The sequence below is a fragment of the Mesorhizobium sp. M0598 genome (genome assembly GCF_040320865.1).
In the GTDB taxonomy this organism is placed as follows: domain Bacteria; phylum Pseudomonadota; class Alphaproteobacteria; order Rhizobiales; family Rhizobiaceae; genus Mesorhizobium.
In genome coordinates this window covers 69072-92294 of record NZ_JAMYQL010000026.1, presented here as the reverse complement: position 1 = coordinate 92294, position 23223 = coordinate 69072, and the positions used below count along the sequence as shown (strand labels likewise).

Annotated in this window: 21 protein-coding genes and 3 pseudogenes; 7 read left to right on the top strand and 17 right to left on the bottom strand. The window is 59.5% G+C overall.

Going from position 1 to position 23223, the window contains the following annotated elements:
* Window positions 1-191 precede the first annotated feature (191 nt).
* The 3 genes from NKI59_RS25775 to NKI59_RS25765 all read right to left on the bottom strand — a co-directional run bounded on the left by NKI59_RS25775 (window position 192) and on the right by NKI59_RS25765 (window position 4570).
* Window positions 192-2048 carry a TPR end-of-group domain-containing protein gene (locus NKI59_RS25775; RefSeq protein ID WP_352707766.1) on the bottom strand — a complete coding sequence of 619 codons (1857 nt, stop codon included), beginning with the start codon at window positions 2046-2048 and terminating at the stop codon, window positions 192-194.
* A gap of 521 nt (window positions 2049-2569) precedes the next feature.
* Window positions 2570-3295: a phytochelatin synthase family protein gene (locus NKI59_RS25770; RefSeq protein ID WP_352707764.1), complete on the bottom strand. Its 726-nt coding sequence runs from the start codon at window positions 3293-3295 to the stop codon at window positions 2570-2572.
* A gap of 363 nt (window positions 3296-3658) precedes the next feature.
* A complete protein-coding gene (locus tag NKI59_RS25765) occupies window positions 3659-4570 on the bottom strand; it encodes a LysR family transcriptional regulator (protein WP_352707762.1) in 912 nt (303 codons plus the stop codon).
* Window positions 4571-4738: 168 nt separating this feature from the next.
* Here NKI59_RS25765 and NKI59_RS25760 point away from each other — a divergent pair, with 168 nt between their 5' ends.
* Window positions 4739-5437 (top strand): type 1 glutamine amidotransferase domain-containing protein, encoded by a 699-nt coding sequence (locus NKI59_RS25760; protein WP_352707760.1) that lies wholly within the window; start codon window positions 4739-4741, stop codon window positions 5435-5437.
* Window positions 5438-5541: 104 nt separating this feature from the next.
* Window positions 5542-5610: pseudogene (locus NKI59_RS25755) on the top strand (heme-binding protein); the annotation flags it as partial.
* A gap of 48 nt (window positions 5611-5658) precedes the next feature.
* Here NKI59_RS25755 and NKI59_RS25750 read toward each other — a convergent pair.
* The 5 genes and pseudogenes from NKI59_RS25750 to NKI59_RS25730 form a co-directional block, all read right to left on the bottom strand.
* Window positions 5659-5926: pseudogene (locus NKI59_RS25750) on the bottom strand (IS481 family transposase); the annotation flags it as partial.
* Window positions 5927-6127: 201 nt separating this feature from the next.
* Complete coding sequence (locus NKI59_RS25745; RefSeq protein WP_352707758.1) at window positions 6128-6580, bottom strand: YidB family protein; 453 nt, start codon at window positions 6578-6580, stop codon at window positions 6128-6130.
* Window positions 6581-6933: 353 nt separating this feature from the next.
* Window positions 6934-7803, bottom strand: a complete 870-nt coding sequence (locus NKI59_RS25740; protein ID WP_352594034.1) for an MBL fold metallo-hydrolase — start codon at window positions 7801-7803, stop codon at window positions 6934-6936.
* Between the two features lie 663 nt (window positions 7804-8466).
* A complete protein-coding gene (locus tag NKI59_RS25735) occupies window positions 8467-9027 on the bottom strand; it encodes a hypothetical protein (RefSeq protein ID WP_352707756.1) in 561 nt (186 codons plus the stop codon).
* Window positions 9028-9034: 7 nt separating this feature from the next.
* Entirely contained in the window at window positions 9035-10210 is a 1176-nt protein-coding gene (locus tag NKI59_RS25730; protein ID WP_352707754.1) for a zinc-dependent alcohol dehydrogenase, read from the bottom strand.
* Between the two features lie 1668 nt (window positions 10211-11878).
* Between NKI59_RS25730 and NKI59_RS25725 the strand changes: the two genes are divergently transcribed.
* The 4 genes and pseudogenes from NKI59_RS25725 to NKI59_RS25710 all read left to right on the top strand — a co-directional run bounded on the left by NKI59_RS25725 (window position 11879) and on the right by NKI59_RS25710 (window position 14143).
* Window positions 11879-12403 carry a YciE/YciF ferroxidase family protein gene (locus tag NKI59_RS25725; protein ID WP_352643474.1) on the top strand — a complete coding sequence of 175 codons (525 nt, stop codon included), beginning with the start codon at window positions 11879-11881 and terminating at the stop codon, window positions 12401-12403.
* A 134-nt stretch (window positions 12404-12537) separates the two neighbouring features.
* Window positions 12538-12711 (top strand): annotated as a pseudogene (locus NKI59_RS25720) (septum site-determining protein MinD); the annotation flags it as partial.
* A complete protein-coding gene (gene minE / locus NKI59_RS25715) occupies window positions 12708-12980 on the top strand; it encodes a cell division topological specificity factor MinE (RefSeq protein ID WP_352707752.1) in 273 nt (90 codons plus the stop codon). The pseudogene NKI59_RS25720 and the gene minE, both read left to right, overlap by 4 nt.
* Complete coding sequence (locus NKI59_RS25710; protein ID WP_352625313.1) at window positions 12977-14143, top strand: beta-glucosidase; 1167 nt, start codon at window positions 12977-12979, stop codon at window positions 14141-14143. The genes minE and NKI59_RS25710 overlap by 4 nt, the downstream gene beginning before the upstream one ends.
* A gap of 22 nt (window positions 14144-14165) precedes the next feature.
* Here NKI59_RS25710 and NKI59_RS25705 read toward each other — a convergent pair whose 3' ends face one another.
* The 3 genes from NKI59_RS25705 to NKI59_RS25695 form a co-directional block, all read right to left on the bottom strand.
* Complete coding sequence (locus NKI59_RS25705; RefSeq protein WP_352707768.1) at window positions 14166-14369, bottom strand: DUF982 domain-containing protein; 204 nt, start codon at window positions 14367-14369, stop codon at window positions 14166-14168.
* A gap of 162 nt (window positions 14370-14531) precedes the next feature.
* On the bottom strand, window positions 14532-15674 hold the full coding sequence (gene glf, locus NKI59_RS25700) for a UDP-galactopyranose mutase (protein WP_352707750.1): 1143 nt from the start codon (window positions 15672-15674) through the stop codon (window positions 14532-14534).
* Window positions 15675-15676: 2 nt separating this feature from the next.
* Entirely contained in the window at window positions 15677-16930 is a 1254-nt protein-coding gene (locus tag NKI59_RS25695) for a glycosyltransferase family protein (protein WP_352707748.1), read from the bottom strand.
* A 338-nt stretch (window positions 16931-17268) separates the two neighbouring features.
* Between NKI59_RS25695 and NKI59_RS25690 the strand changes: the two genes are divergently transcribed.
* A complete protein-coding gene (locus NKI59_RS25690) occupies window positions 17269-18192 on the top strand; it encodes a glycoside hydrolase family protein (RefSeq protein WP_352594043.1) in 924 nt (307 codons plus the stop codon).
* A 425-nt stretch (window positions 18193-18617) separates the two neighbouring features.
* On the opposite strand, the gene NKI59_RS25685 is transcribed toward NKI59_RS25690, so the two are convergent.
* From NKI59_RS25685 to NKI59_RS25665, 6 genes are all read right to left on the bottom strand, one after another.
* On the bottom strand, window positions 18618-19544 hold the full coding sequence (locus tag NKI59_RS25685) for an ArsR/SmtB family transcription factor (RefSeq protein WP_352707746.1): 927 nt from the start codon (window positions 19542-19544) through the stop codon (window positions 18618-18620).
* Between the two features lie 184 nt (window positions 19545-19728).
* A complete protein-coding gene (locus NKI59_RS35175; protein ID WP_502897048.1) occupies window positions 19729-19854 on the bottom strand; it encodes a DUF982 domain-containing protein in 126 nt (41 codons plus the stop codon).
* 75 nt (window positions 19855-19929) lie between these two features.
* The gene (locus NKI59_RS25680) at window positions 19930-20535 is read right to left on the bottom strand and encodes an ABC transporter permease (RefSeq protein ID WP_352707744.1); all 606 of its coding nucleotides are present in this window, start codon (window positions 20533-20535) and stop codon (window positions 19930-19932) included.
* A gap of 104 nt (window positions 20536-20639) precedes the next feature.
* Window positions 20640-20795: a hypothetical protein gene (locus tag NKI59_RS25675; RefSeq protein ID WP_352594046.1), complete on the bottom strand. Its 156-nt coding sequence runs from the start codon at window positions 20793-20795 to the stop codon at window positions 20640-20642.
* Window positions 20796-21436: 641 nt separating this feature from the next.
* Window positions 21437-22312, bottom strand: coding sequence for a carbohydrate ABC transporter permease (locus tag NKI59_RS25670; protein ID WP_352594047.1), 876 nt, complete (start codon window positions 22310-22312; stop codon window positions 21437-21439).
* Window positions 22309-23199, bottom strand: coding sequence for a carbohydrate ABC transporter permease (locus tag NKI59_RS25665; protein ID WP_352594048.1), 891 nt, complete (start codon window positions 23197-23199; stop codon window positions 22309-22311). Before NKI59_RS25665 ends, NKI59_RS25670 begins: the two co-directional genes overlap by 4 nt.
* Between the last annotated feature and the right edge of the window lie 24 nt (window positions 23200-23223).

The window sequence follows — 23223 nt, the reverse complement described above, 5'->3', positions numbered from 1 at the left end:
ACCCCCAGCCCTGTGCAGCTTCAGCCGGTCCGACTGCTTCGCAAACCTGCCAAGCAGGCGAGCCTTCTTGCCTTCAACCTTGACAGGGAACATGAGAGACTAGCGGCTATTCATACTCCCCTGAGAGACACGATTGTGCGGCCAAGGTCAGGCATGTGGCCGGTCATCGCTTGTGAGGCAGGGCTTAATGGCTAAGCTGCCAGCTCCAATACGCGCTGCCAGCGCGGATGTTCGTGCAGTGGCGCAAAGTCAGAATCCTGCTTCACCCACGCTTTGGTCTCGTGATTGGCGTGAGGCAGCAGGCGTTCCAGCAGATCGAGCGCCCGATCGAGTTCGCCGAAATAACAGCAAAGGCAGGCGGTGTTGTACTGCGTCAGGATATCGTCCGGATCGATAGCCAGTGCCCGTGCGGACCATTCCCTTGCACGCTCGACTTCTCCAAGGAAGGCGAGAGCATTGGCACCGAGATAGGCCGGCCGGGGGTTCTCAGGGTACTTCGCCAATTCGCGTTCGGCGCGTTCCACGCCTCTGCGAGCCGCATGCCTTTCGTCTTCCGGCCGCCCTAAAGAATGATAAACCTGCAAAAGCAGGACAACGGATTGGTAGTCGTCTGGCTTGATTTCGGCTGCACGTTCGTAATGGTCGGCAGCTTGCCCGAGCTTGCCTTGCGCATAGCAGGCGCGCGCGTAGAAATAGTGCGCTTCGAACAGATTGGGATCACTGGTGATTGACTGTTCGAACTCTTTTTCGGCCTCCTCATATCTTTGGCCGACCGAGAGAGCGAGACCACGCGACGCGTGTGCTTCGGCCAGCCCACTTTCGATATCGAGCGCCTTGCCGCTGTTGGCGAGAATGCTCTCGAGCGAGACCTTCTCGTCGTAATTTAGGAAGAGAAAGGAGTCGCAGTCCGCAATGCCCGCATAGGCGCGCGCATAGAGAGGATCGAGCTCGATTGCCTTGCCGAACATTCGCTTGGCCAGCACATAGTAGGTCTTGGACGTCCGGTGGAAAAACTCTCTCCCCCTCAGATAATAGGTATAGGCCTCGACATTGTCAGTGGGAGCCGCCTTGATCGCCTTCTTTTCGGCTGGCAGCAGCTTGACCTTGAGCTGATCGACAATGGTGTGAGTGATCTCGTCCTGGATGGCGAAGATGTCGGTGAGTTCGCGGTCGTATCGATCGGCCCAGACATGACCGCCATCCGCCCCGTCGATAAGCTGTCCCGTGATGCGGACGCGCTGACCAGCTTTGCGTACACTCCCCTCAAGCACGAATTTGACACCGAGTTCCCGCGCCACTTGCTGCACCTTCACCGGCTTGCCTTTGTAGGTGAATACCGTGTTGCGGGCGAGGACGTGGAGGCCAGAGATTTTCGACAGGTCGGTGATGATGTCTTCGGTAATTCCGTCGGAGAAATACTCCTGCTCGGGGTCGCCGCTCATATTTGTGAACGGCAGGACGGCGATTGAAGGTTTTTCCTTCTCGCGCCTCTCAGGCGATGCTGTCAGTGCGCTGTTCTCGAAGCTGAACGGTGCGGCGAGTGCGACGTGGTAGACTCTGACCGGCCGGTCGATGTTCTTGAGTTCGTGTTCCCCCGTGTCCTCGAAATCCAGATCAAGATTCTTGCCGAGATGGTCGCGAACCGCGCCGGAGATCGCGATGCCTCCGGGCCGGGCGATGCTTTCAATTCGCGCCGCGACGTTGACGCCGTCGCCATATATGTCGTTGTCATCGAAGATGATGTCGCCAACATTGATACCGATGCGAAATTCGATGCGCCGCTCCTCTTGCACGTCGGCGTTGCGCTCGCGCATGCGGCGCTGGATGTCGGTCGCGCAGGCGACCGCGTTCACCACGCTCTGGAACTCGACCAGCATGCCGTCGCCGGTGAGTTTCACGATCCGACCCTGGTGCTCGGCGATCTTGCCGTCGACCAGATCTCGCCGATGCGTCTTGAGCGCCGAAAGCGTACCGCCCTCGTCGAGACCCATGAGCCGGCTGTAACCGACCACATCAGCGGCAAGTATTGCGCTAAGTCTTCGTTCCATGCGCGGCTAGCCTATTTTACGGCGAGTCAGGGTAGCAGGTTCTCACAGCAGCGGCATCACGCTAAATCCGCTCCTCGTAATATTCGGAAGAGAGAGCATTGAAACTTAGGTGCAGACGAGGCGTGGTCACGGAGATGACAGCGGAAGCGATGAAAGCCCGTGCGTCAAAAGTGTCACCGCGGCCTTTGGATTTTTTTACGGCGATCACGGAGCGTCCGCTTACTGCACCTATCCGAAGTCGACAGGCACGTTCTGGAAGGTCCGCTGGCGCACCTTACTCGTTCCAGTGGACGAGGCGAACAGCAACAAACCATCCATCTCGGCCATTGGCGGCAGCCAGTTGGTAGAGTTTGACCCTAGAACGCCAGCGTGTGAGACCACCGCCGCCGGGGCGAGCGCATGCCGGGTCGGCACCCACCGGGTTCATCGGCGGGCGGGGGCGGGATGGTTTGTGGGGCCCCGCATCAATGCGCGTGACCCCTCGCTCACAGACTGGATGATCGCGTTGAAGGCGGTGATCACTATTGAACAGAAGCCGCCGATACCAGGACGAAGCCGCGGGTCTTGTTCTCGTTGTCGGAGTCCTGGGTGTTCATGGCATCGAAAAGCTCAGATGTCTTCACCCACACTGGAGGGTATTTATACCGTGCGACATCAAGGATGAGGAAGCGGTCTGATTTCCCATCATAGGCTGCTAGCGGCGAGATATGGCCGCCCTTCTCCTGTCCGATTGCCTTACGGAGGTAATTGACGATCACGAAATGGTTCGACTGGCCGAGATGGGAACTCGCCAGCTTGCGGAACTCGTCGACTGAGCTGTCGGCGGCATGATGGACTTCTGCCTTGACCGGCTGCGTCGCAAGAATTCCACCGATCTGATCGAGGGTCATACCTTTCTTCGCCAAAACATCTCGGGCGAGAATGGCGTCCGTTCGTTCATCGAGGACATTGTCCTGCGTGAAAGTGCGATATGGCTCGTACTCCGGAACCGAAGGCGCCGGTACATTGAGCGCGTTCAGCACCATGACGATGCTGGCGACACCGCAATAGGACTGTGTCTTCTGCGTCAGAAAGTTGCTTGCGAGAGGGAAATAGGCCTCCCGTGCATCGCTTTCGACGAAGTAGTTTTCGCCAATATCAGAACTAAAGCCGGCCAGATTGTCAGGAAGCTTCAGGGTTTCGGCGCTTGCGCTGGTGACGAACAGCCCCAATGCGACCACTGCCCCATGAACGAAGTGCTTAGACATGGCAACGTCTCCGCTGGGTGATCGTGCCACTATACCAGAAGGACGGGCGTGTATCACCATCCCCGTTCGGGGTCGAAGGTCGGGTTCGAGAGGAGGGGCCGTATCCGGCGCGCCCGGCCGACAACTTCGTTCAAAGTTCGGGATCTCCTCATGGCCGGCTGCTCTCGCCGCCAAAACCATCCAAATCGCTCTGAACGACCGAGTTCGACCCTTTTGGCGGTCGTTCAGTTGCGAGCGTCGCATGACGCGATCTGACCCAGAGTTGCCCTTCATCAGCCCATTTCGCTGCCTGACAGCCGACATTCGCGGCAACCGGCACTGATGGCTCTTGGCGGACAGCAACACGACTACAAGAAAGCCAACTTAGGTGGCTTCCGAAGTCATTTCCTTTGCCAGTTCGCCGATCATCGAACGCAACCACCTGTGGGCCGGGTCGTGGCGGTAGCGAACGTGCCAACCCATCTGCACTGGAAAAGTGCCGAGGTCGACGGGCGCGGGTAGTACCTTCAGGCGCGGATCCCGCTCAAGGCTCCGGCAGATGAGGCTCGGCAGCGTTGCGCAGTAGTCCGTGACGGCAAGCATCTCAGGCACGGCTAGGAAGTGCGTGACAGAAACGGCAACCTCTCGCTTGAGGTTTTGTTGCTCCAATGCCTGGAAGAGGCCCGCTCGCAGCCGGCCCGGTGGGAGCACGTTCACGTGCTTGAGTCTCTCGTACTGATCTCGGGAAATACGGTCTCGTACGTCGGGATGGTCCTTGCGCACCACGCAGGCGAGCCCATCGTCGATAAGATGCTGGACGACAAGATTGTCCGGCGGATCGATGATCCGGCCAAGCACCATCGCCGTGGTACCGGAAATGATGCCGGTTTCGGCGAGATCGTTGCCAAAAGCTGTCATGCGGAGCTTGATGCCAGGCGCTAGCTCCCGGGTCCTCGCGACAAGGGCCGGCATCAACACAAGCTCCACGTAGCTGTTGGGAGCAAGCGTGAACAGTCGTTCGGCCTTTGCTGGCTGAAACTCCTGCTGGTTCAAAATGAGATCGTCCAGTTGCGCCAGCGCTGCTTCGATTGTCGGAGCGATCTCCTCGGCCAGTTGCGTCGGCTTTATGCCGTACCTTTCCCGGATGAACAGCGGATCCCGCAGGGTGTCGCGCAGGCGGTTCAACGAATTGGACAGCGCCGGCTGGGTGATGCCCAGTCGCGCTGCTGCCCGTGTCACGCTTCGCTCCTCCATCAGGGCCAGGAAAACCGGGAGCAGGTTCAGATTGTATCTCATCGAGATATAATCCCATCTGAATATCTAAAATCAAAGAAGTAAATTTCTGAAATATGTGGGCAGGTGCGATTATCGGCTCATCGACAAGCCGATGCGGCTGATCGAGCTTCAGTGCAACCGGCCACGGCGCCTCATGGCGCGGCATCACCTGACGAAAGGATGCAAACGATGAAAGTGCTAATGGTACTCACCTCCCACGACGTTCTCGGTAGCACCGGCAAGAAGACCGGCTTCTGGCTCGAAGAGCTGGCAGCGCCATATTACGTTTTCAAAGACGCCGGTAACGAGATCACCCTCGCCTCGCCGAAGGGCGGCCAGCCACCTCTCGACCCGAAGAGCGACGAGCCGATGTTCCAGACCGACCTCACGCGACGCTTCAACGCCGACGAGGCTGCCAAGGCGCACCTCGCAGAAACTGTGCACCTGGACAGCGTCGACCAGAAGGACTTCGATGCGGTCTTCTACCCCGGCGGCCACGGCCCCTTATGGGATTTGGCCGAAGATCCGAATTCGATCAGATTGATCGAATCCTTCATCGCGGCCGGCAAGCCGATCGCCCTCGTGTGCCATGCACCGGGCGTCCTGTGTCGCGTAACCAATCCCGACGGCACGCCGTTCGTTCAAGGCCGATACGTGACCGGCTTCACCAGCAGCGAGGAAGAGGCTGTAGGCCTCACGCAGGTCGTGCCGTTCCTCGTCGAGGACGAGCTCATCAGCCTCGGTGCGGTCTTCTCCAAGATCAAGGACTGGGGCGTGCACACAGTCGTCGATGGCCAGCTCATCACCGGTCAGAACCCGGCATCATCGAGTGAGGCAGCGGAGGCGCTTTTGGCTGCTCTGAGCCAAATGAAGGCAAAGACCGCCTGAGCGATTGGAAACATCGTGATCTGCTAACGGCTCGCGTCGGCAGATCACCTTCGGAGGCCGGAGTTTGTCATGTCCTGCCGTCAATTCCACGATATTGCTGTCGGATGCCCCAGCAGATGATCGAGAGGTCGATGGCCGCCGCTCGCGCGCTGAATGTTCCCTGCTCAATCGCTGTCGTCGACTCGTCTGGGCATCTGCTGTCCTTTGTTCGCCAGGACGGGGTCATGGCAGGATTGCGAAAGGGCGATGCGGGACGCGTCGTCGATGCAGACATGGACGAACTCCCAGCCGGCGCCCCGAGACTTACCCTTTTGCGGATCACCGGTGATGCCTGGCCGACTTGGCTGAAGCGGTCAAGCTTCTTGATGTCGATATGATCATCTCGCCGGGGTTCTCGCGCTCGTAGCGTCGGACCGGTTCGGTCCGGCTCGATATCGCTCAGCCGCGACAGCCGGCACGCTTGAGAACCCGCCTGATGGTGGCGGGCGAGCCGCTCACGCGCTACTAACGGCGCGCTCGCGAGCGGCTTCGTAACCCCCGAGCTACACCACCTGACGGGACACGACCGACGAGCCTTCCCAAGGCCGGTAACTTGGCTGGCGGGCTGTCCAACTGGGTGCGTCCGAGCAATTGGATTCCCGGTGTAGAGTTGCCACCCTGGATCTCCGGCTGCATTCCTAGCTGTGTCCCCTAGGATACATTGTCGAGCAGGGTCGACTTATCCAAGCCTTGTGTCGGCTCAGGCGTCCATTCACCATTCGGCGTCATCTCGTTGACTGTCTCGGGTAGATCCCGCGCAATGCTTCTGATTAGCTCCTCGCGCGAAAGACCCGTCTGCATCGACATGGATCTGAGTGTACCTTCGTCCATTGCCGCTTCGACTTCCCTTGGCTCGATCGGTTGGTTTGGCCCGCTGCCAACCCACGAGTCGACCTTCGATCCTGCCCCCACCTCCCTGAACCGTTCGAGGATCTCACCAAGGTCAGCCCTCGACACGCCATTCGTTATCTGAGCCAGAATTCTGCGTTGTGGGTCGTTTGGGTTAAGATACCCTGCTCCCGGAATCAATTCACAGAGCTTGTCGCGATTTTGGTATGCCAGAACGCCAAGCATCGCGATCGCCAATCTTCCCAGATTTGCCATTGGTCTCCTCCACGGTTTTGGCCCATGAGCGAATCGAAGCCAAGTCTTGGCGGATGCCGACGCGTGTGGGCTCGAACAACTTCTTGCCGGTCGGCTCGACGGCGGAGAGGACGCGTCCTCGGGGTACTCGTTTTCCATCTGACGTCTTCTCCTGACGCGGAACTTCGGGGCGCTTGGCCGCAGTCGCCCTGCGCCGATCGAACGCCCTAACCCGGCGCCTTCCGGGTTTGTTCCGCTTGTCAGAGTTTGTCGGCGACGGTGGGGGGCGCGACCCGACGGGTAACTCTACCGGCTCGAGAAATAGAGTCTGCCCAACTTGACGATATTTCAGAACGACGGCGGCTCGGTTAGCCTCAGCTACCTTGGACTGCCGCCGGCTCGCGCACGAATTTCAATTTCGGCGGGACGGCGAACACCCTGAACCGCTCAGCCAGGCTGTCAAGAGCTTGACGCATGCCCACTCCCGCAGCAGCCGCACCGTGTCCACTGATGACCATCTGCGGGTTCAGGGCAGCCAGGTGCTTCACGGATCTTTCCGCCGCATCCCAGTCCGGCGTGAAGTAGCGCGGCGGACCGTGCATCTCAAGATCCTGAACGGCGACCTCATAGACTGACTCCTGACCGGTGGTGATGAAAGCGTCCCCTACGATCAGCGAGCGGTCCTTCTCGCGCCAGAGCGAGATATGCCCAGGAGCGTGCCCGGGTGTGTGTAGCCATCGCCATCCGGGCATTCCGGGGATCGATCCGTCGGCAGGTAAGAGTTCCAAACGGTTGCCAAGATCAATTGGCCCGCGTGGAAAAAGCGGCGAAAGCAGCGCCATAAGTCCACCCCCGACCCAGGGATCCGGTGGCGGATAGGATGCGGTTCCGTCCAAATAGGGGCGCTCGAGTGGATGCGCGAAGACAGGCACGTCCCACTTATTCGCAAGGTTTAGAACCGTTCCCACATGGTCGAAATGGCCGTGGGTCAGGATGATCGCGGCTGGCCGTGCGTTCGTGCCAAACCGCTTTTCCGCGACCGCAAGAATGCTGCTGCGGGACGTCGGCAACCCGGTATCAATCAGCATCCAGTTCCGATCTCCGCTGCCCGGTGCGCCGAAGAACACGACATTGACGATTGCTAGCCTCAAATAGCCCAAGTCCGGTGCGATGCTCCAAGCGCCGTCGCCAAGATCCTCGCGCCTGGCGTGGTCGATCTCGGAAAGTCGAATCTGAACGGTCATGTGATCCCGTGCCTCTCTTGTTGCTGAGCAGCCGCTCGAGTCGATCGGCGGCGGTGGTACATCGCCCCGAACTTGGCACGTCCCTCCTTGTTCCTCATTCGCCACCCAGCTCCGGACAGTCCACCACAGGAACAAAGGCTCGACCAATCGGTTCGGCATTACCCGGTCACGCAAGGACGAGCTGGACTGAGCAACGAAGATGGCGCGCGCCCGATTGGATGCGGTATTTCGCCAACGCGGTTCCCGGTCCTAACAAGGCGGCCGAGTTAGAAGCCGACTGCTGAAAGGAGACTTCGAATGAGCGAAGTGGGGCGCGGGGACGAGCACCAGGTGGAGGCTCCGGTTCCGCAAGCTTCGCGCTTCGCCAGTTTTTCATCGCAGGCTTTGAGTGCTCCTCGCACCGGCGCAAGGACAGAGTTCGCCTCGATCTTATTCGTGCGACCTCGCATAATTTGCATGCCCTGGGCGACTACCGCGGCTGCGCCGAACTCGGCCTTCGCACCATCCGCGACAGACTGCGGTGGCAGCCAAATGTCCGGAATACTATTGTCGATGTCGCCGAGAGACCTTTTGGCAGTGGCGCCCGACCGGCTGCCATCCTGTTGACCCACGGCCATTTCGGGCAGCGGCGACGGCAGAGAAGGAGGACAGGCGTGGTGCCGGTCAACCAGCATGTCGGTTCTGGCCGGCAGATGTCGACCTCTCCGTCCGCGCAAGGCCCCGCACGGCGGCCACTCCGCGTGGGAAGCCGCTGCGGTTGCTAAAATCCTGCGGTTGCGCGCGGCCGCGAGCGTGCCGGGCGCTTACCTTTTGGGCGCTCAACCAATCGATGAGCGTCACACCGGCGATGAGGACCAGAGCAAGGCCGACATTGTCACGTTTTGGATTGTCGCGCCGGAACGCCGGCAAGAGTGTTGCTATGTCGAGCGCGTCACCGGCCACACGGCTCCAAAGGCCTGCCTGTTTGTCTACCGACAGCGAGAGAATGTCGCTGCTGACTTCCCGCGCCCCGTAGGCACGGATGATGCTCTCCTTGCCGCGCATGCCGAGTGCGCGGGCGATCCGCTCGGAGGCCACAAGCTCGGCGACACCCAGCGCTATGCTGAACCAGCCGAGTTTGCTTGCAAGCATATCGGAGGCTGTGAGCGCGGTCGGGCCAGACTTTACCACCCTGGGGTCGCTTGGCGATCTGCTGAGATTGCCGAATTTGGTAAGCATGTTCATGGCTCTCCTAGGGCTTCAGTACGACTTTGACGCAACTATCCTGCTTGTCGCGGAATACCTTGTACATCTCGGGTCCTCGTTCGATCCCGACCGTGTGGGTGATGACGAAGGAGGGGTCGATCTGACCTTCTTCGATGCGGCGCAGCAGGTCGTCGGCCCAGCGATTCACATGCGTCTGGCCCATCCTGAAAGTCAGGCCCTTGTTCATGGCCTGGCCCATCGGGATCTTGTCGACGAACCCGCTATACACGCCCGGGATTGAGATGACGCCGGCCGGCCTGCAGACATAGATCATCTCCCGCAGCACGTGTGGGCGATCGTTTTCCATCAGCATGATCTGTTTCGCGCGATCATAGAGAGTGTCTGGTTGGCCAAGTGACACATGGCTTTCCATCCCGATGGCATCGATGCATTTGTCCGGCCCTTTGCCACCCGTAAGCTCATTCAGCGTTTCGATTACGCTCGCGTCCTTGAAGTTGATTGTGATGGCGCCGGCTCCCTCAGCCATGGAAAGGCGTTCCGGCAGGCAGTCGATCGCCACAACCTGCTCGGCCCCGATCAGGATGGCGCTGCGTATGGCCATCTGCCCCACCGGGCCACAGCCCCAGATCGCGACCGTATCGGACGGCTCGATGTCGCACTGAACAGCAGCCTGCCAGCCGGTTGGAAAGATGTCGCCGAGGAAGAGGACCAGCTCATCGGAGAGGCCGTCCGGTACCTTGATATGCGTGGCGTCGGCAAACGGCACGCGAACATATTCGGCTTGTCCGCCCGGGTAACCGCCGGTGAGATGGGTATAGCCAAACAGCCCGGCCGTGGTGTGCCCGAATGCTTTGTCGGCGATATTCTTGTTGCGGTTGGTGCGTTCGCAAACCGAGAAATTCTTGCGCTTGCACTGCTCGCATTCACCGCAAATGATTGTGAAGGGGACGACGATGCGATCTCCCTTCTTGAGGGCGCCGTTTACGCCGGATCCAACTTCCACCACCTCTCCCATCATCTCGTGGCCCATTATGTCGCCAGGCAGCATCGCCGGGATGAAGTTGTGATAGAGGTGCAGATCCGAGCCGCAGATCGCGCAGCTGGTCACCTTGACAATGGCGTCGCGCGGGTCCTCGATTTCGGGATCGGTAACCTGGTCGCAACGTATATCTTCTTTTCCATGCCAAACGAGAGCCCGCATGCTTCATCTCCTGTGGATGCCCGTCTGCAGCGCCGCCGGCAACGCCCTTGGCCGAACTGACGCCGCGCAAACGGGTGCTGAGAAACGGCTGCTTCCTTCATTCCGGAGCCAACCCCGGCCGATTTCCTTCGGACTATGGAGGTTTCTTGCGCCGAACCCGTGAGGCAGCATCGATGTTCCCGCGTCTTTAAAAAACTCGGCCCCGCATTATCAGAAGAGTCGGTTTTGGCGGAGCACCAGGGTCCTTTCACAGCCGTCGCTGCCCGGTTGGGACATGGACTCCGGCTCAGCGGTTTGTTTCACCGGCTGTGGCGGCTTCAGGCCGAAGGCCTTGCCCTGGACGCAGCCGAACTAGGGTCAGTGATCTGCCGGGACATCAGTGATCTTCTTCCTATGTACCCACAGGACCAGGCTGGCAGGCCCATCTCACCTTCGCATCCAGCAATCGCAGCTAGCGCCAAGGCAGACCTGGATACTCGAGGGAAGTTGCCCGGACATGGACACAGGGATTTTCAAATCGGGGATCGGCAGATATGGATGTCATGCGCTGGGTCCGGACGTGTCGGTGCACAAGCCGCGAACAGGACACGAGCTTTTTTGCACCAGAGCTGGAACAACAGCGCCGGAGCAAGGTTTGATTCCTGCAGCGTTTTCCTCCAGCTGCCTGATCGGGGTTGTCCGATCGGCCCGCGCCTATTCCCGGGCGCGGGCCATGTCAACGACATACATACCCCGAAAAATCCTATGAAGGCGGTGAAAGACCGGGCCGTCCCGTTGAACCGGATCCGTGGGCGCCGAGCAAATGCGGTTGCGCGCTGGGAACAAGTGAGAAGCCGCCTCAGTCGCCGACGCGCCAGCGTGCTGTAGCTTCTCGGCGAAGCGTCGCGCGGACGTTGAAGGAAAGAGGCGATCACCTGCACGACGAGCAGCCGACTGCAACCGTGCGCAGCAATCCCTGATCCATTGCGCGCGAGCCGTGAGCACCCCCCCGCGGGTGACAGAGAGACTGGAACAGCACAACGTCCGCCAAACTCGAAGTGGCCACGGGAACGCGCGCCTTGCTGGCGGTTGCCGGATTGCGGAACTGGGCCTGAGCCAGGTCGACGTGGGACCCGAGGCGATTGCGATCGCATTTCGCATAAGGCCTTTGGACTCACAATGGCAGAACGTCGTAAATGGGGCGGGTTCGAACGTCGGGGAGGCCTTTAGTGTAGGCGCGCGTGGCGCGAGGTCGCATCTGACATTAGCGGGTATGATCGAAGTCCACGGCGAGACCACAACTGACCGCATGGCCAGGGACCATGTTTTCGAGCTCGCGGTCTGAAATCGAGGGCGTCGGAACAATTTGCCTCAGCGCTATGAAGGTGAGCTCTGTCGAGGTCAGGCGGTGGCGGCGACTTCGCGTGCCGACATATTTTTCGATAGGATCTTCACGCCGTCGCACCACACACCTCCAATTCAACTTCACCCCACATCAATTGCGGAAGTTTCTCAGATGCGCATTCACATCGGTTAACCGGACCAAAATAGACGCGCCTCCACTCAAGAATGAGCAGTTCGTTCCAGCTTTGGCAGGACAAACGAGTTGTGGGCCATGGTGAAGGAACAACAAGGCACTGGCCTCGTTAGAGCCGTACATCCATCGATAGCTTTCAACAGGAGATGAGAATGGCGACGACGAGAAGATCACAAGGCAGCTCCAAGGGCTTGGAAGACCTTTTCTACGATGGTCTGAAGGACATCTACTACGCCGAACGGAAGATTCTGACCGCCTTAAAGAAAATGGCAAAGGGCGCAGAGTCCGAGGAGCTGAAGGCCGCGTTCGAAAAGCATCGAGACGAGACAGAAGGTCAAATCGATCGCCTGCAGCAGGTTTTCGACACGTTTGGCAAGAGGGCTCAGGGCAAGACCTGCCCAGCGATCGATGGCATGATCGAGGAGGGGCAGGAGCTTTTGGAGGAATTCGGAGACGCTCCAGCATTGGACGCAGGGCTCGTGGCTGCAGCCCAGGCCGTCGAGCATTATGAAATCGCGCGCTACGGCACTCTTGTGACGTGGGCGGGCTTGCTCGGCCTAAGAGACGCAGTCCCACTTCTGGAACAGACTCTGGAAGAAGAAAAAGCCACCGATGAGGCGCTCACCCAACTCGGCGAAACTGGCGTCAACGAACGGGCAATGCAGCAGGCCGCGTGAGGTGGCGTATTGCTGGGGTGGCCAATCCGAAATTTGCATCTTCTTGAGCAGCGCAAGGAGCGAATTCGGATTTGGCCATTTTCCTCTGTCGCTTGCCTGTCGAGCACACGTGTTTTGGCACCAACCGCATTGTACTACTGCGCGCATCCAATGTGGGCGCGCCGGTTACGCTCAGCGAAAACACCAACCCCGCCGCACGCGCCTATATCGACGCGGCAAGAAGACTCGAGGGCGAGGACCTGCCGGTCATTCTGCCTTTCGAGCGGAGGGGCCTCCTCGACCGGCTGTTGGGAAGGAGGGCAGCATGAACCTGCTCGATATCTTCAAGCGCCGCGGCAGCGCGCCGGTGGCGCGCGAACGCTTGCAACTGCTGTTGGCTTACGAGCGTCGAAGCCGCAACCAGCCCGATCTCGTCTCCGTGTTGCGCGAGGAGATCATGGCGGTGATCGCCCGGCAACGCCAACGTGTCGACGTGATGGCAGCCGAATCGAAATCGAAGAGGCGACCGAACCCGGCAAAGGGCGATCGCCGAACGCAAGTGCTTGCGCCATCCCTGGCCGACAGGATGCCGGTATGAACGAGGAACCGGCTCGTCGGCCTGCGGCAGATCCTTCTGGCATCGACAGCTTTTTCATGGCTGGTTTCGAGTGTTCCTCGCATCGTCGTGCCGACGGGGTGCGCCTTGATCTGATCCGGGCGACCTCACATGACACCCATGCATCCGGCGACTATCGCCGCTGTGCCGAGCTTGGGCTTCGCACGATCCGCGACGGCTTGCGCTGGCACTTGATCGAAACAGCGCCGGGAGTCTTTGACTGGTCGAGCTGGATGTCGGTGATCGAAGCAGCCCAAGCGGCCGGGGTGCAGGTTATCTGGGATATCTTCCACTATGGTTCGCCAGACCACGTCGACCAAGGTGGCCTCGGCTTTGTCGAGGCCTATGTCCGTTTCGCCGCGGAAGCTGTTCGGGTTCATCGCTTAGCCACCGGAGTGGCTCCCCTGGTATGTCCGATCAACGAAATTTCGTTCTTTGCGTGGGCGGTGGAGGTCGGCTATTTCCCGCGCGTCGGGCAGAACAAGCGCGGATGGTTCAAACGCCACCTTGTCAGGGCAGCGATCGCCGGGATCAGAGCAATGCGGGAGGCCGAACCCAGTTGCAGGTTCATCTGGGCTGAACCGCTCATCCATATTGCTCCTCGTGACCGCACTCGCGCCGAGCGGCGGCGCGCCGAAAATGCTCGTCAGGGCCAGTTCGAGGCTTACGACATGCTGGTCGGGCGCGCGGAGCCGGAGTTGGGTGGCAGCGAGGACCTTGTCGACGTCATAGGCCTCAACTTCTATCCGCACAACCAATGGTACTTGAATGGGCCAACGATACCGATGGGGCACCACGAATACCGGGCGCTTTCGGAAATGCTGGCCGAGGTCGACGAGCGCTACAAGAAGCCGATGTTTATTGCCGAGACCGGCGCCGAGGGCTCAGGACGGCCGGCTTGGCTCCATTATGTTTGCGACGAAGTGCGCGATGCGATGAGCCTCGGAGCACCTATTCAGGGCATATGCCTGTACCCGGTGACGGCCTACCCCGGTTGGGACAATTCGCGCCACGCCGAAGTAGGCTTGTTCTCCACCATTCATGCGGACGGTTCGCGCACTCTTCACAAGCCGCTTGCCGACGAGTTGGAACGCCAGCGCCGATTGTTCGAGGCCTTCGAAAACGAGCCAGCAGGCGCGGTATAGCCCGCCGATAGTGCGCCGCGCTTTACTGGCATCGGCAACGCGGTAAGCCTAAATCTGTCCGCCGAGATAGATGCCTCCTTCCAGCGATGATCGCCTCGCGTGCGACCCTTGGCGGCTTTTCGCCGCGCAGGACGGCAAGGCACGCCTCGATTGTTGCGAGTCTCGACTTGCAAGCCGGCTCCGGCCAATCCTTCAGCAGAACCTGGGCCGCGTCCGTTACCGACACAACAAAACTGTCGCGATCGATCCGGCTGGGTTGAGCGACTATCGGCTTTGTGAAACGTCTCGTACGCACGACCCCTCCAACGGCATATTAGGTTCGGCTGATCTTTGCGCCATCTCAAATGTTAATGGTCGCCTCGAACGCAGCTTAATCCCGGCGCATCGTTCACTCCGCCGCCTCGCGCTGCGTCGGCATCTGCCCGATGCCGTTTGCCGGCATGCTCTTTTGAATGCGCGCGAACGTCGCCAAAGCCTGCCCGACGACCTGATCCATATTGTAATAGCGATATGTCGCCAGACGTCCGACGAACCAGACCTGTGGGCACGCCGCTGCCAACGCTTCGTAGCTCTTGTACAACGCCTCGTTTTCGGGCCGCGGCACCGGGTAATATGGATCTCCGATGTCCGAGGGGTATTCGTAGGTCAGGCTGGTCTTCGGACTCTTCTGTCCGGTCAGATGCTTGTACTCGGTGATGCGGGTGTAGTTTTCCGTCTGCGGATAGTTGACGACGGCGACCGGCTGAAACTCCTCGCAATCAAGCGTCACGTGCTCAAAGCGCAGCGAGCGGTAAGGCAAGCGACCCAGCTTCCAATCGAAAAATTCGTCGATTGGCCCGGTGTAGATCATCCGCTGGCACGGAATCTTGTCGCGAATCTCACGATAGTCGGTCTGCAGCATGATCTTGATCTTGGGATTATCCAGCATGCGCTGGAACATGCGCGTATACCCGCCTGCCGGAATTTTCTGGAAAGTGTCGCCAAAGTAGCGATCATCCCGATCGGTCCGCGTTGGCACCCGCGCTGTGACTGATTTGCTCAACTGGGAAGGGTCAACACCCCACTGCTTCCTGGTGTAGCCGCGGAAGAATTTCTCGTAGAGCTCCCTGCCCACGGTGCTCACGACGACGTCTTCGGCTGTGCGGATTTCTTCCACCGTCTCTCGCCGGGAAGCGAAGAACTCCTGCAACTGCTCGGATGTCAGCTTAAGGCCGTAAAGGCGGTTTATGGTGTCTAGATTGATCGGTATCGGCAGCAGCTTTCCGTCGACCAGCGACAGCACGCGGTGTTCGTAAGACCGCCATTCGGTGAACTGCGACAGGTAGTCGACGATCGATTGGGCATTGGTGTGGAATATGTGCGGCCCATAGCGGTGGACCAGGATCCCCGCCTCGTCATAACAGTCATACGCATTGCCGCCGACGTGATTTCGTCTGTCAACGATTAACACGCTTTCTTGTCGTTGCGATGCGATGCGTTCCGCCAGCACGCTGCCGGCGAAGCCGGCGCCGACGATCAGCCAGTCGAACATGCTCACGCTCCCCTCAGCAACGGCACGACGCTCTTCATCGCCTGGGCGCGCTGGATGTGGGCCGCCATCGCATTCCAGGTCTTCTCCCAGGACATGTCGGCGAGGTAGGCGTCGGCTTTCTCCACCAGGAAATCGCGGGGACGCGCCAGGATGGATCGAAGCTTGGCTTCGATATCCTCGGCGTCGACAATGTCGACCAGGCCTTCGGCGCCGTAGGTGCGCACGACGTCGACGATCGCTGTGGAAACCACCGGCAGTCCTGCCGCCAGGAATTCAGGAGTCTTTGTCGGACTGATGTAGCGTGTCGCCTCATTGAGCTTGAAAGGCATCCAGCCGGCACTCCAATGCCGGAGGTAGCGTGGCAGGTCGGCATAGGACTTGCCGCCCAGCCAATGCAGGTTGCTTGCCGTGGGCAGCCTCGCCGGATCGATCTTGACCACAGGGCCGAGCATGACGAATTGCACGTCCGGCATTGCTGCAGCCGTCTCCGCTACCAATTCGACGTCGAGCCGCTCGTCAATGACCCCGAAATACCCCACTCTCGGGTGAGGTATGTTGGCCTGGTCGAGTGGGTCCTCACCCGGCTCTCTCGCCTGATGGAAATGTGCAACGTCGATGCTGCTTGGGAAAGGAAAGATCGAACGATGCAGGCTTCGCTTGGCCTCGTAAAGGCTCTGCCCGCCCGTGAAGACGATATCGGCACGTTGGAACAGCGCCTTTTCCAGCTGATTCAACTCTGCGGGTGCGTTCTTGAACGCGGAGAGTTCATCCATGCAGTCGTAGACGCAGACGTCATAGGCGAGATGGTCGCTGAAACGTAGTGCCATGGGCGTGTAATACCACGCGGTTAACCGTTCATGCGGCGTAGAGGCGACGATCTGGTCGACGAATCTGCGCTGGAGCGCATCCGCCTTGGTCGCGCACGTGCCGACTGGAATAACCGGCGTCACAATTTTGATCGTAGGTGAAACATCGTTCACCCGCATCGAAGCGTGGCGCCTTTCGTCGAAAATCGGCTCCTCGAAATAAATTAGCTGCTGCTGTTTTGAGGCGAGCGTCAGGATCTGTTGCGGTCTTTGGAATACAAAATTCCATCGGAGGTGGGAAAAGCAAAGTAAAATTGACGACTGTACGGTGGTATCTGGTTTTAGGGGGGTGCCCACCGCCATTTCCATATAGAAATCCTTCGTTACAATTAGAAATTGCCTCGGATAACATACGTTAATCGAGGCAGCTTCGATGAAATTCGCAGCCATCTCTATAACTTTCATCCCAGTAAGTTGTTCCATAGTTCCAAACTGTCTCGGGCAAGGCCAGCGATCCGCGCCATTCCGGCCATGGCTCAAGAGAGAAGGTCAAGCCGGACGACCCTGCATCCGGCTGACATGATGGCCGCTCCAGAAGCTGAAGCCCCGCGCCGTGCGTGACCTCACCCAAAATGTGGCGCATTGCCACAGAACGGTTGAAATCGTTCAATCGTTCAACAACCGTTCATGGGCGGAGTTATAAATGAGGGCTGCGAATCGATTCGGCTGAGTCACGCAGACGGTCCAAATCAAAGGGGTCCGCGAAACAATCGCGGGAATGCTTGGGAATGAAGATCGACTTTGAAACCAACGTCTTTCCATTGTTTCACCCGCAGGCGGTGGATGATGTGAAGGACCCTTGTCCGGTGTTCGATGGCACGCTCTGGCACGTCTTCGGCTCCAGCGGCACCGTCACAACCGAGAGCTGGAAAATCCTCCACGCCACAGCGCCGGATCTTTATGGACCCTGGATAGAGCACGAGGCGATCGTTTTGCCGGTAACCGGATCGGGCATTGCGGCGCCCGGCGTCATTCATGAGTGCGGCGTCTTCCACATGTTTATCCAGACCGAATTCATGAAGTCCGGCGGACGTTGCGAGCACGCGGTCTCCAATGACGGCTTTCATTGGGTCGTGCTCAATCCGGCGATATTGTCGCTGCCCGACACCGATGAGGACGGCATCTACGATCCCCACCCCGCAATCATCGCCGGCAAGCGCTATATCGTCTATTCAGGCATGCCCAAATTCACCAGGGTGCCTCAGCCTGATGTCTATCTGGCGCGCAGCCAATCCGATTCTTGGTTCGGGCCATGGAAACGTCTCGGCAAGATACTCGATCATCTCGATGTGCCGCATCACAATGCGCGCGAGCACCCCGATTACGAGTGGGGAATAGAAGGGGCGCAACTGGTTGAATTGCCGGATGGCCGCGTGCTTCTCAACGCTACCTGCTTCCTCCCCGACGGCCCCCGTGGAAGCCGTCAACGCGTTTTCTTTGCTATCGCCGATAGGGTAGAGGGTCCTTATGTCTCTGTCGGCCCCGTCCTTGATCCTGGCGAGCCAGGAGAGAATGGCCATTCGACCGTAATGATCGAAGGCCGGCAATTGACTTTGTTCTACCAGAGCAGACGCGAGACGACGAACCACCGCTGGCGATATGGTCTGGCCAAGTGCGACTTGGATCGGCACATACTTTCCAGAGTTGCCTAGAGAACGTGATCCAATCGTAGCCGCTGGGCTACCCACCTCGTCCAGGTCGCATTGCCCGACGGACGCCGACAAAAACCCAAGAAAGGTACAGATTAAGCTCGCTCATCACAATGGTGCTGCCAGTCGCCGTTTCTGATCGATGGTCGTCAAGCGATAACCGATGGGCTAGATGTCCCAGGCTGATGACGTAGGCAGTCGGCGAAGCCTGCGACGAGGCAGGTTGAGAGTAAAAAAGGTAAGTTGGTCGCGTAAGATAATATATTTAGATTCTCTCGTCGAACTCCTCGGTGAGACCAGTCGTGCCAATCGGTTTCTGAGCGTCGGTGACAAGATAGCCGCAAGTCTGACAATTGGATGCCGATTTGGCTAAATGAAAGGAAGCAGCTGAAATTGGGTCACTATTTTTCTAACCGGGGTCGATGATATCAACCCGTTTTGATCCTGAGCAGGATGTCCTGATCGTAATTTCCAAAGCCCTTGCCGAAAATGTTGATCCCGCCGGGGCGCTTGGCGTCGTCCTTGACGCCGATACGGATACGGATTGAATGATGGTTCTTCAGGTCAAGTGCGGCGAGGCCGGTTTCGGAAATCCTGACCCCGTCGATATAGGTGCCTTCATTGACAATTCGCCAGTTCTTGAGCTTGCCGTATTGCGAGCCCTTGAGCTTCCACCATGAGGGCGTAAAGACGCCGCGCTTGTCGCCGAAATCGCCCGGCGACGTCCAGGTGCCGACATCGACGCCATTGATCGTCAGCGTGATGTCAGAGGGCCAATCGGCGCTGGTGCCCGGCACCTCCGAGGACAGCTCAATCGCCACTTCGAGTCCGGTGATCTCGGCATTGGCGAGCTTGGCATTGTTGGGGAACTGGTATTCGACAAAGCCGCGCGTGAACCACAGCAGCCCGGCTTTCATGCGGGCCGGATCAAGGAAAGTGTTTGGCACATCGAGCAGACCGATGATGCCGTCCGGCGAACAAAGGCCGCAGGGCGCGGTAACCTCGAAGCCGGTATAAAGCCCGATCGGCATCGACACTTCCATCGCGTCGTTCTTGACCGCACGATATTCGCCCTTGAACACGACGAGCACTTCTTCGGCCGTCGGATAACAGATTTTCTGATTGCCTTTCTTCGCCTTCCGGTTCTCGGTGCGGATCAGCCCCGCATCCTCCAGCACCTGGATGTTGGTCGAGACGGTCGATTGCGGCAGCGACAGCACGGCGGCGATTTCGTTGACATTCATCGGCCCTTTCTCATGCAGCAGTTTCAGCATCGAGATCCGCGCCGAGGAGGCAAGCCCCTTGAGCACGGCAATGCCTTCCTCAGGTTGGATCACCAGAAAATTGCCACTCATGAATTTGCCAGTCTATGCTCGTGGAAGAAGCTATCGCCTCGCCAATTCGTGTTCGGTAAGCTTGCGTTGGTGGGCGGGACCGTTGCAACGGCGTTGAAGGAAACGCCGAGCCGGCAATTTGGTTACATGCACGCGGCTACACCTTCGGTACGCATTGAAGCCACACCGCAACAAGGATGTTTGGCTACAGGTCTGAAATTGTTCGCCGCGCAATGTTGGCGTCCTTGGCTGCGGTAATGGACGCCTTACGCGCTATTCTTGGTGGCTTTTTGCAGCGCAGGTTGGCAAGGCACGCCTCGATTTGCAGCAAGCCGCGAGTCGCAGCGAGGCTTCGGCCAATTCTTCAGCAAAACTTCGACCGCGTCCGATACCGCGAAAGCGGTCCTTAGAGCTGCGGGCCTGGCGAACTGATCGCATTGCTGTTCCGTCCGTTTCCTTTAGTTCTGGAACACGAAGTCACAATCAAGGTTCGGCGGCCGCAGCAATGTCTCCCTCCCAATGCATGGCTGCAGATCGGTGCGCACCGATCGACCCTCGCCCCCTCCGGGAGGCCGCGGGCGCGGGGACAGCTCTTGTGGCGCAGATCACGACACGCGCGGTGCGCCCCTTTCCACGTAAAACGCAGGTCACGCGGAGACGCGTCGGCCGGCAAGTCGCGCCTGTAGGAGCACAGCCGCCAGCAGAAAAAAACGCGGATGACGCTCTGCCAATAGGCTGAGAGGGAAATCCAGCCCAGGCCGTTCTCGAAGTTCAGAACATTGAACAGGATACCGAGCAGCAGCACCCCGGCTAACGTCGTGATCACCGAGCCGGAGCCGCCGGTCAGCACTGTGGCGCCACAATAACCGCGGCGACGGCAAACAGCTGCCAGCCAACCCCTTATGGGCTGCCCGGCACCAAACTGGGCGGCAAGAATGACGCCGGCCAGCCCCGCGAGGCCGCCACTGGCTAGGTAAACCATGAATTTGGCGCGATCGGCCCGGAGGCCCATCAGCCGCGCGGAATGTCCTGACAAGACGGCAGCGGGCTGGGAGCGGGTGGGCAGACCGGCCGTGAGGACGCCTCACACGCGATGAGCGCCGGACGCGCTAGTCGTTAGCCGGCCTGAATTGGTTTGCCCTTCTTCTTCGGGGGCAGCTTGGTTTCCGCGTCCGCAGCAATCGGCTTCGACGGCGATGTTTCAGCGCTCAGTCGCTGCTCGCGCAATCGCGCAGTTTTCGCCTGGCGTGCAAGACGCTCGGAGTCGGTCAATGTGCGAGCTGCGATTGTGGTGCGCTCATATCTTTCCTTGTCGATCCGTCGGGTGCCCACGCTTTGCCCTGCCGCTTTTGCTTGCCTCGATGGCCCGCGCCTCTCGAAAACGCGGGCCGATCGGGCCCTTCAATCTGCCAGCAGTGAGTGAGGACCGCTGCCGGCACCGAACCACCATTGCGGCATTGTGTTCCTCTGCCTCCAAGAAAAACCAGTATATGCAAAGGCTGAACGTGAGAGGCCGTAGCGGCGTCGAGCGGCGGCCCACGCGGGCCAGTAAGGAGCTATGGACCTGCATATCGCGCCGGCGCCATCGGTTCGGGCCGACCACAATTCGCCTGGCTCATCCACATTCCTTAACGGCGGCCGCAACAATGCGTCCGACTTAAGTTCGGCTGCAGTCACACGCATTAGACCGACAATAAACTGCGTTCCCGGGCAGGGTGGAAACGCCGAGTATAGCCCCATAACATCATCAAGACCCTTCTGAGGCTCTGGCTGTAGCTGAGGCGGTGGGGGTATTCGCGTCCAGGTTCGCTGATGAACTGATAGCTTTCAGAACGCGGCTATCTGCCTAGCTCCGTTCTGCGCACCAGCGCGTCCCGATGACAGCCAGGCGAATGCCGGCCGTGCCGCGGACGCTACCCCTTGACTGCCGAGCCGACGATCGAATCCACGAAGAAGCGCTGCAGGAAGGCGAATAGCACCAATGGCGGCAGCACGGCGAGCGTGGCGCCGGCCATGACCAGTCCTGTATTGAGGGCGCCTCTGTTGTAGCTGAGCAGGCGGCTGAGGCTAATGACGATCGGATAATCCTCTGCATTGCCCTGCAAAACTGTCAGCGGCCACAGATAGCTGTTCCAATGATAGACGAAGGCAAACAGCGCCAGTGCCGCGATCGCGGGCGCCACGCTCGGGGCGACGATCTTGAACAGGATCAGAAGTTCCGACGCCCCATCCATCCGCGCGGCATCGATCAAATCGTCCGGCACGCCGGCGATGAACTGGCGCATCAGAAAAATACCGAACGCATTGGCGAGGTTGGGCACGATGATGCCGGCAAGGCTGGCATTCAGGCCGATCGATCCGACGAGACGATAAAGCGGAATCAGCGTGACGATCGGCGGCAGGAACATGGTGGCGATCAGCACCGAAAACAGCAGCGAGCGGCCGGGAAAGTGGTGCTTGGCGAAGGCATAGCCAGCCATCATGCTGGTCACCAGAATGCCGGCGGTGGTGATGGTGGCGATCACCAGCGAATTCCACATCGAGCGGCCGACATTGATCACGCCGGACACTTTCTCGTAGGCTTCGAGGCTCGGCGTGCGCGGTATCCACACCGGCGGCACCTGCATGGTTTCGGCCGGCGTCTTCAGGCTGGAAAGCATCATCCATAACAGCGGGAAGGCAGAGGCCACGGCAACCAGCAGCATCACCGTCGCGAGCAGCGCCCTGCGGCCCGCCGGGCGTTTGCGCGCCAACCGGCTCGACCATCCCGAGCGGCCAGGCGCGCTCATTCGGCGTCCTTCCGGTCGGCATAGGCGAACAGCGCGCACACGACGACGATCAGCGCCAGCATCAGCATCACTGCCATGGCCGAGCCCAATCCGCCTTGCGCGCGCTCGATGCCGACACGGCGGATATGGTAGGTCAGCACGTTAGTCGAGCCGACCGGGCCGCCTTGGGTGATCAGCGCAACCGGCTCGAATACTTGCACGGCGTTGATGATGGCGATTACGGCGCTGAACAGGAGCGTGCGCCGCAGCAGCGGCAAGGTGATGAAGCGGAACTGTTCGCGCCGGTTGGCGCCGTCCAGCGTCGCCGCCTCGTAAAGGCTGCCCGGGATCTGGGTCAGCCCGGCAACCGCCAGCACCGTAAAATAACCGATCTGCTGCCAGACGTTGAGGACGACGATCGAGATCAGCGCCGAGCTTGGCGAGGATAGCCATGGTTGCGCGCCGATGCCGATCAAACCGAGCATCTGGTTGACCGGCCCTTCGCTCGGCGAATAGAGCTTCGACCAGACCAGCGTCACGGCGATCATTGGCACCATGTAGGTGGAAAACAACACTGTCCTGAGTGCCGTGCCGCCTGCGACATCACGCTGGTAGACCATCAGGCCGAATGCTAGCGAGAGCGGCAGGATGAGGACCACCGACAGCGCCGTGTAGATCGCGGTGTTGAGCAGCGCTCTCTTGAAATCCCGCCCGACCGAGGTCGGGCCGAATATTTCGCGAAAATTGTCGAAGCCGATGAAGCTCGCATTGGAAAAAGGCGTCTGCGTCGACCAGTCCTGGAACGACAGCCAGATGGTGAGCAGCATCGGCAGCAGGATGAACACGCCGATCAATGTCACCGCGGGCGCCAGCATGATGCCCGCCGAGGCACGATAGGTCTTGATCATCGCTCTGCTTCCAAAGCGCCGAGC

What these genes read in the sequence shown, in the direction of transcription:
- NKI59_RS25690 (WP_352594043.1), top strand. Translation starts at nt 17,269, where the DNA reads ATGAAGATCGACTTTGAAACCAACGTCTTTCCATTGTTTCACCCGCAG.
- NKI59_RS25670 (WP_352594047.1), bottom strand. Translation starts at nt 22,312, where the DNA reads ATGAGCGCGCCTGGCCGCTCGGGATGGTCGAGCCGGTTGGCGCGCAAA.
- glf (WP_352707750.1), bottom strand. Translation starts at nt 15,674, where the DNA reads ATGTTCGACTGGCTGATCGTCGGCGCCGGCTTCGCCGGCAGCGTGCTG.
- NKI59_RS25775 (WP_352707766.1), bottom strand. Translation starts at nt 2,048, where the DNA reads ATGGAACGAAGACTTAGCGCAATACTTGCCGCTGATGTGGTCGGTTAC.
- NKI59_RS25740 (WP_352594034.1), bottom strand. Translation starts at nt 7,803, where the DNA reads ATGACCGTTCAGATTCGACTTTCCGAGATCGACCACGCCAGGCGCGAG.
- NKI59_RS25665 (WP_352594048.1), bottom strand. Translation starts at nt 23,199, where the DNA reads ATGATCAAGACCTATCGTGCCTCGGCGGGCATCATGCTGGCGCCCGCG.
- NKI59_RS25735 (WP_352707756.1), bottom strand. Translation starts at nt 9,027, where the DNA reads ATGAACATGCTTACCAAATTCGGCAATCTCAGCAGATCGCCAAGCGAC.
- NKI59_RS25695 (WP_352707748.1), bottom strand. Translation starts at nt 16,930, where the DNA reads ATGGCTGCGAATTTCATCGAAGCTGCCTCGATTAACGTATGTTATCCG.
- NKI59_RS25685 (WP_352707746.1), bottom strand. Translation starts at nt 19,544, where the DNA reads ATGAGTGGCAATTTTCTGGTGATCCAACCTGAGGAAGGCATTGCCGTG.
- NKI59_RS25745 (WP_352707758.1), bottom strand. Translation starts at nt 6,580, where the DNA reads ATGGCAAATCTGGGAAGATTGGCGATCGCGATGCTTGGCGTTCTGGCA.
- NKI59_RS25760 (WP_352707760.1), top strand. Translation starts at nt 4,739, where the DNA reads ATGAAAGTGCTAATGGTACTCACCTCCCACGACGTTCTCGGTAGCACC.
- NKI59_RS25770 (WP_352707764.1), bottom strand. Translation starts at nt 3,295, where the DNA reads ATGTCTAAGCACTTCGTTCATGGGGCAGTGGTCGCATTGGGGCTGTTC.
- NKI59_RS25765 (WP_352707762.1), bottom strand. Translation starts at nt 4,570, where the DNA reads ATGAGATACAATCTGAACCTGCTCCCGGTTTTCCTGGCCCTGATGGAG.
- NKI59_RS25710 (WP_352625313.1), top strand. Translation starts at nt 12,977, where the DNA reads ATGAACGAGGAACCGGCTCGTCGGCCTGCGGCAGATCCTTCTGGCATC.
- NKI59_RS25730 (WP_352707754.1), bottom strand. Translation starts at nt 10,210, where the DNA reads ATGCGGGCTCTCGTTTGGCATGGAAAAGAAGATATACGTTGCGACCAG.
- NKI59_RS25725 (WP_352643474.1), top strand. Translation starts at nt 11,879, where the DNA reads ATGGCGACGACGAGAAGATCACAAGGCAGCTCCAAGGGCTTGGAAGAC.
- minE (WP_352707752.1), top strand. Translation starts at nt 12,708, where the DNA reads ATGAACCTGCTCGATATCTTCAAGCGCCGCGGCAGCGCGCCGGTGGCG.
- NKI59_RS25680 (WP_352707744.1), bottom strand. Translation starts at nt 20,535, where the DNA reads ATGGGCCTCCGGGCCGATCGCGCCAAATTCATGGTTTACCTAGCCAGT.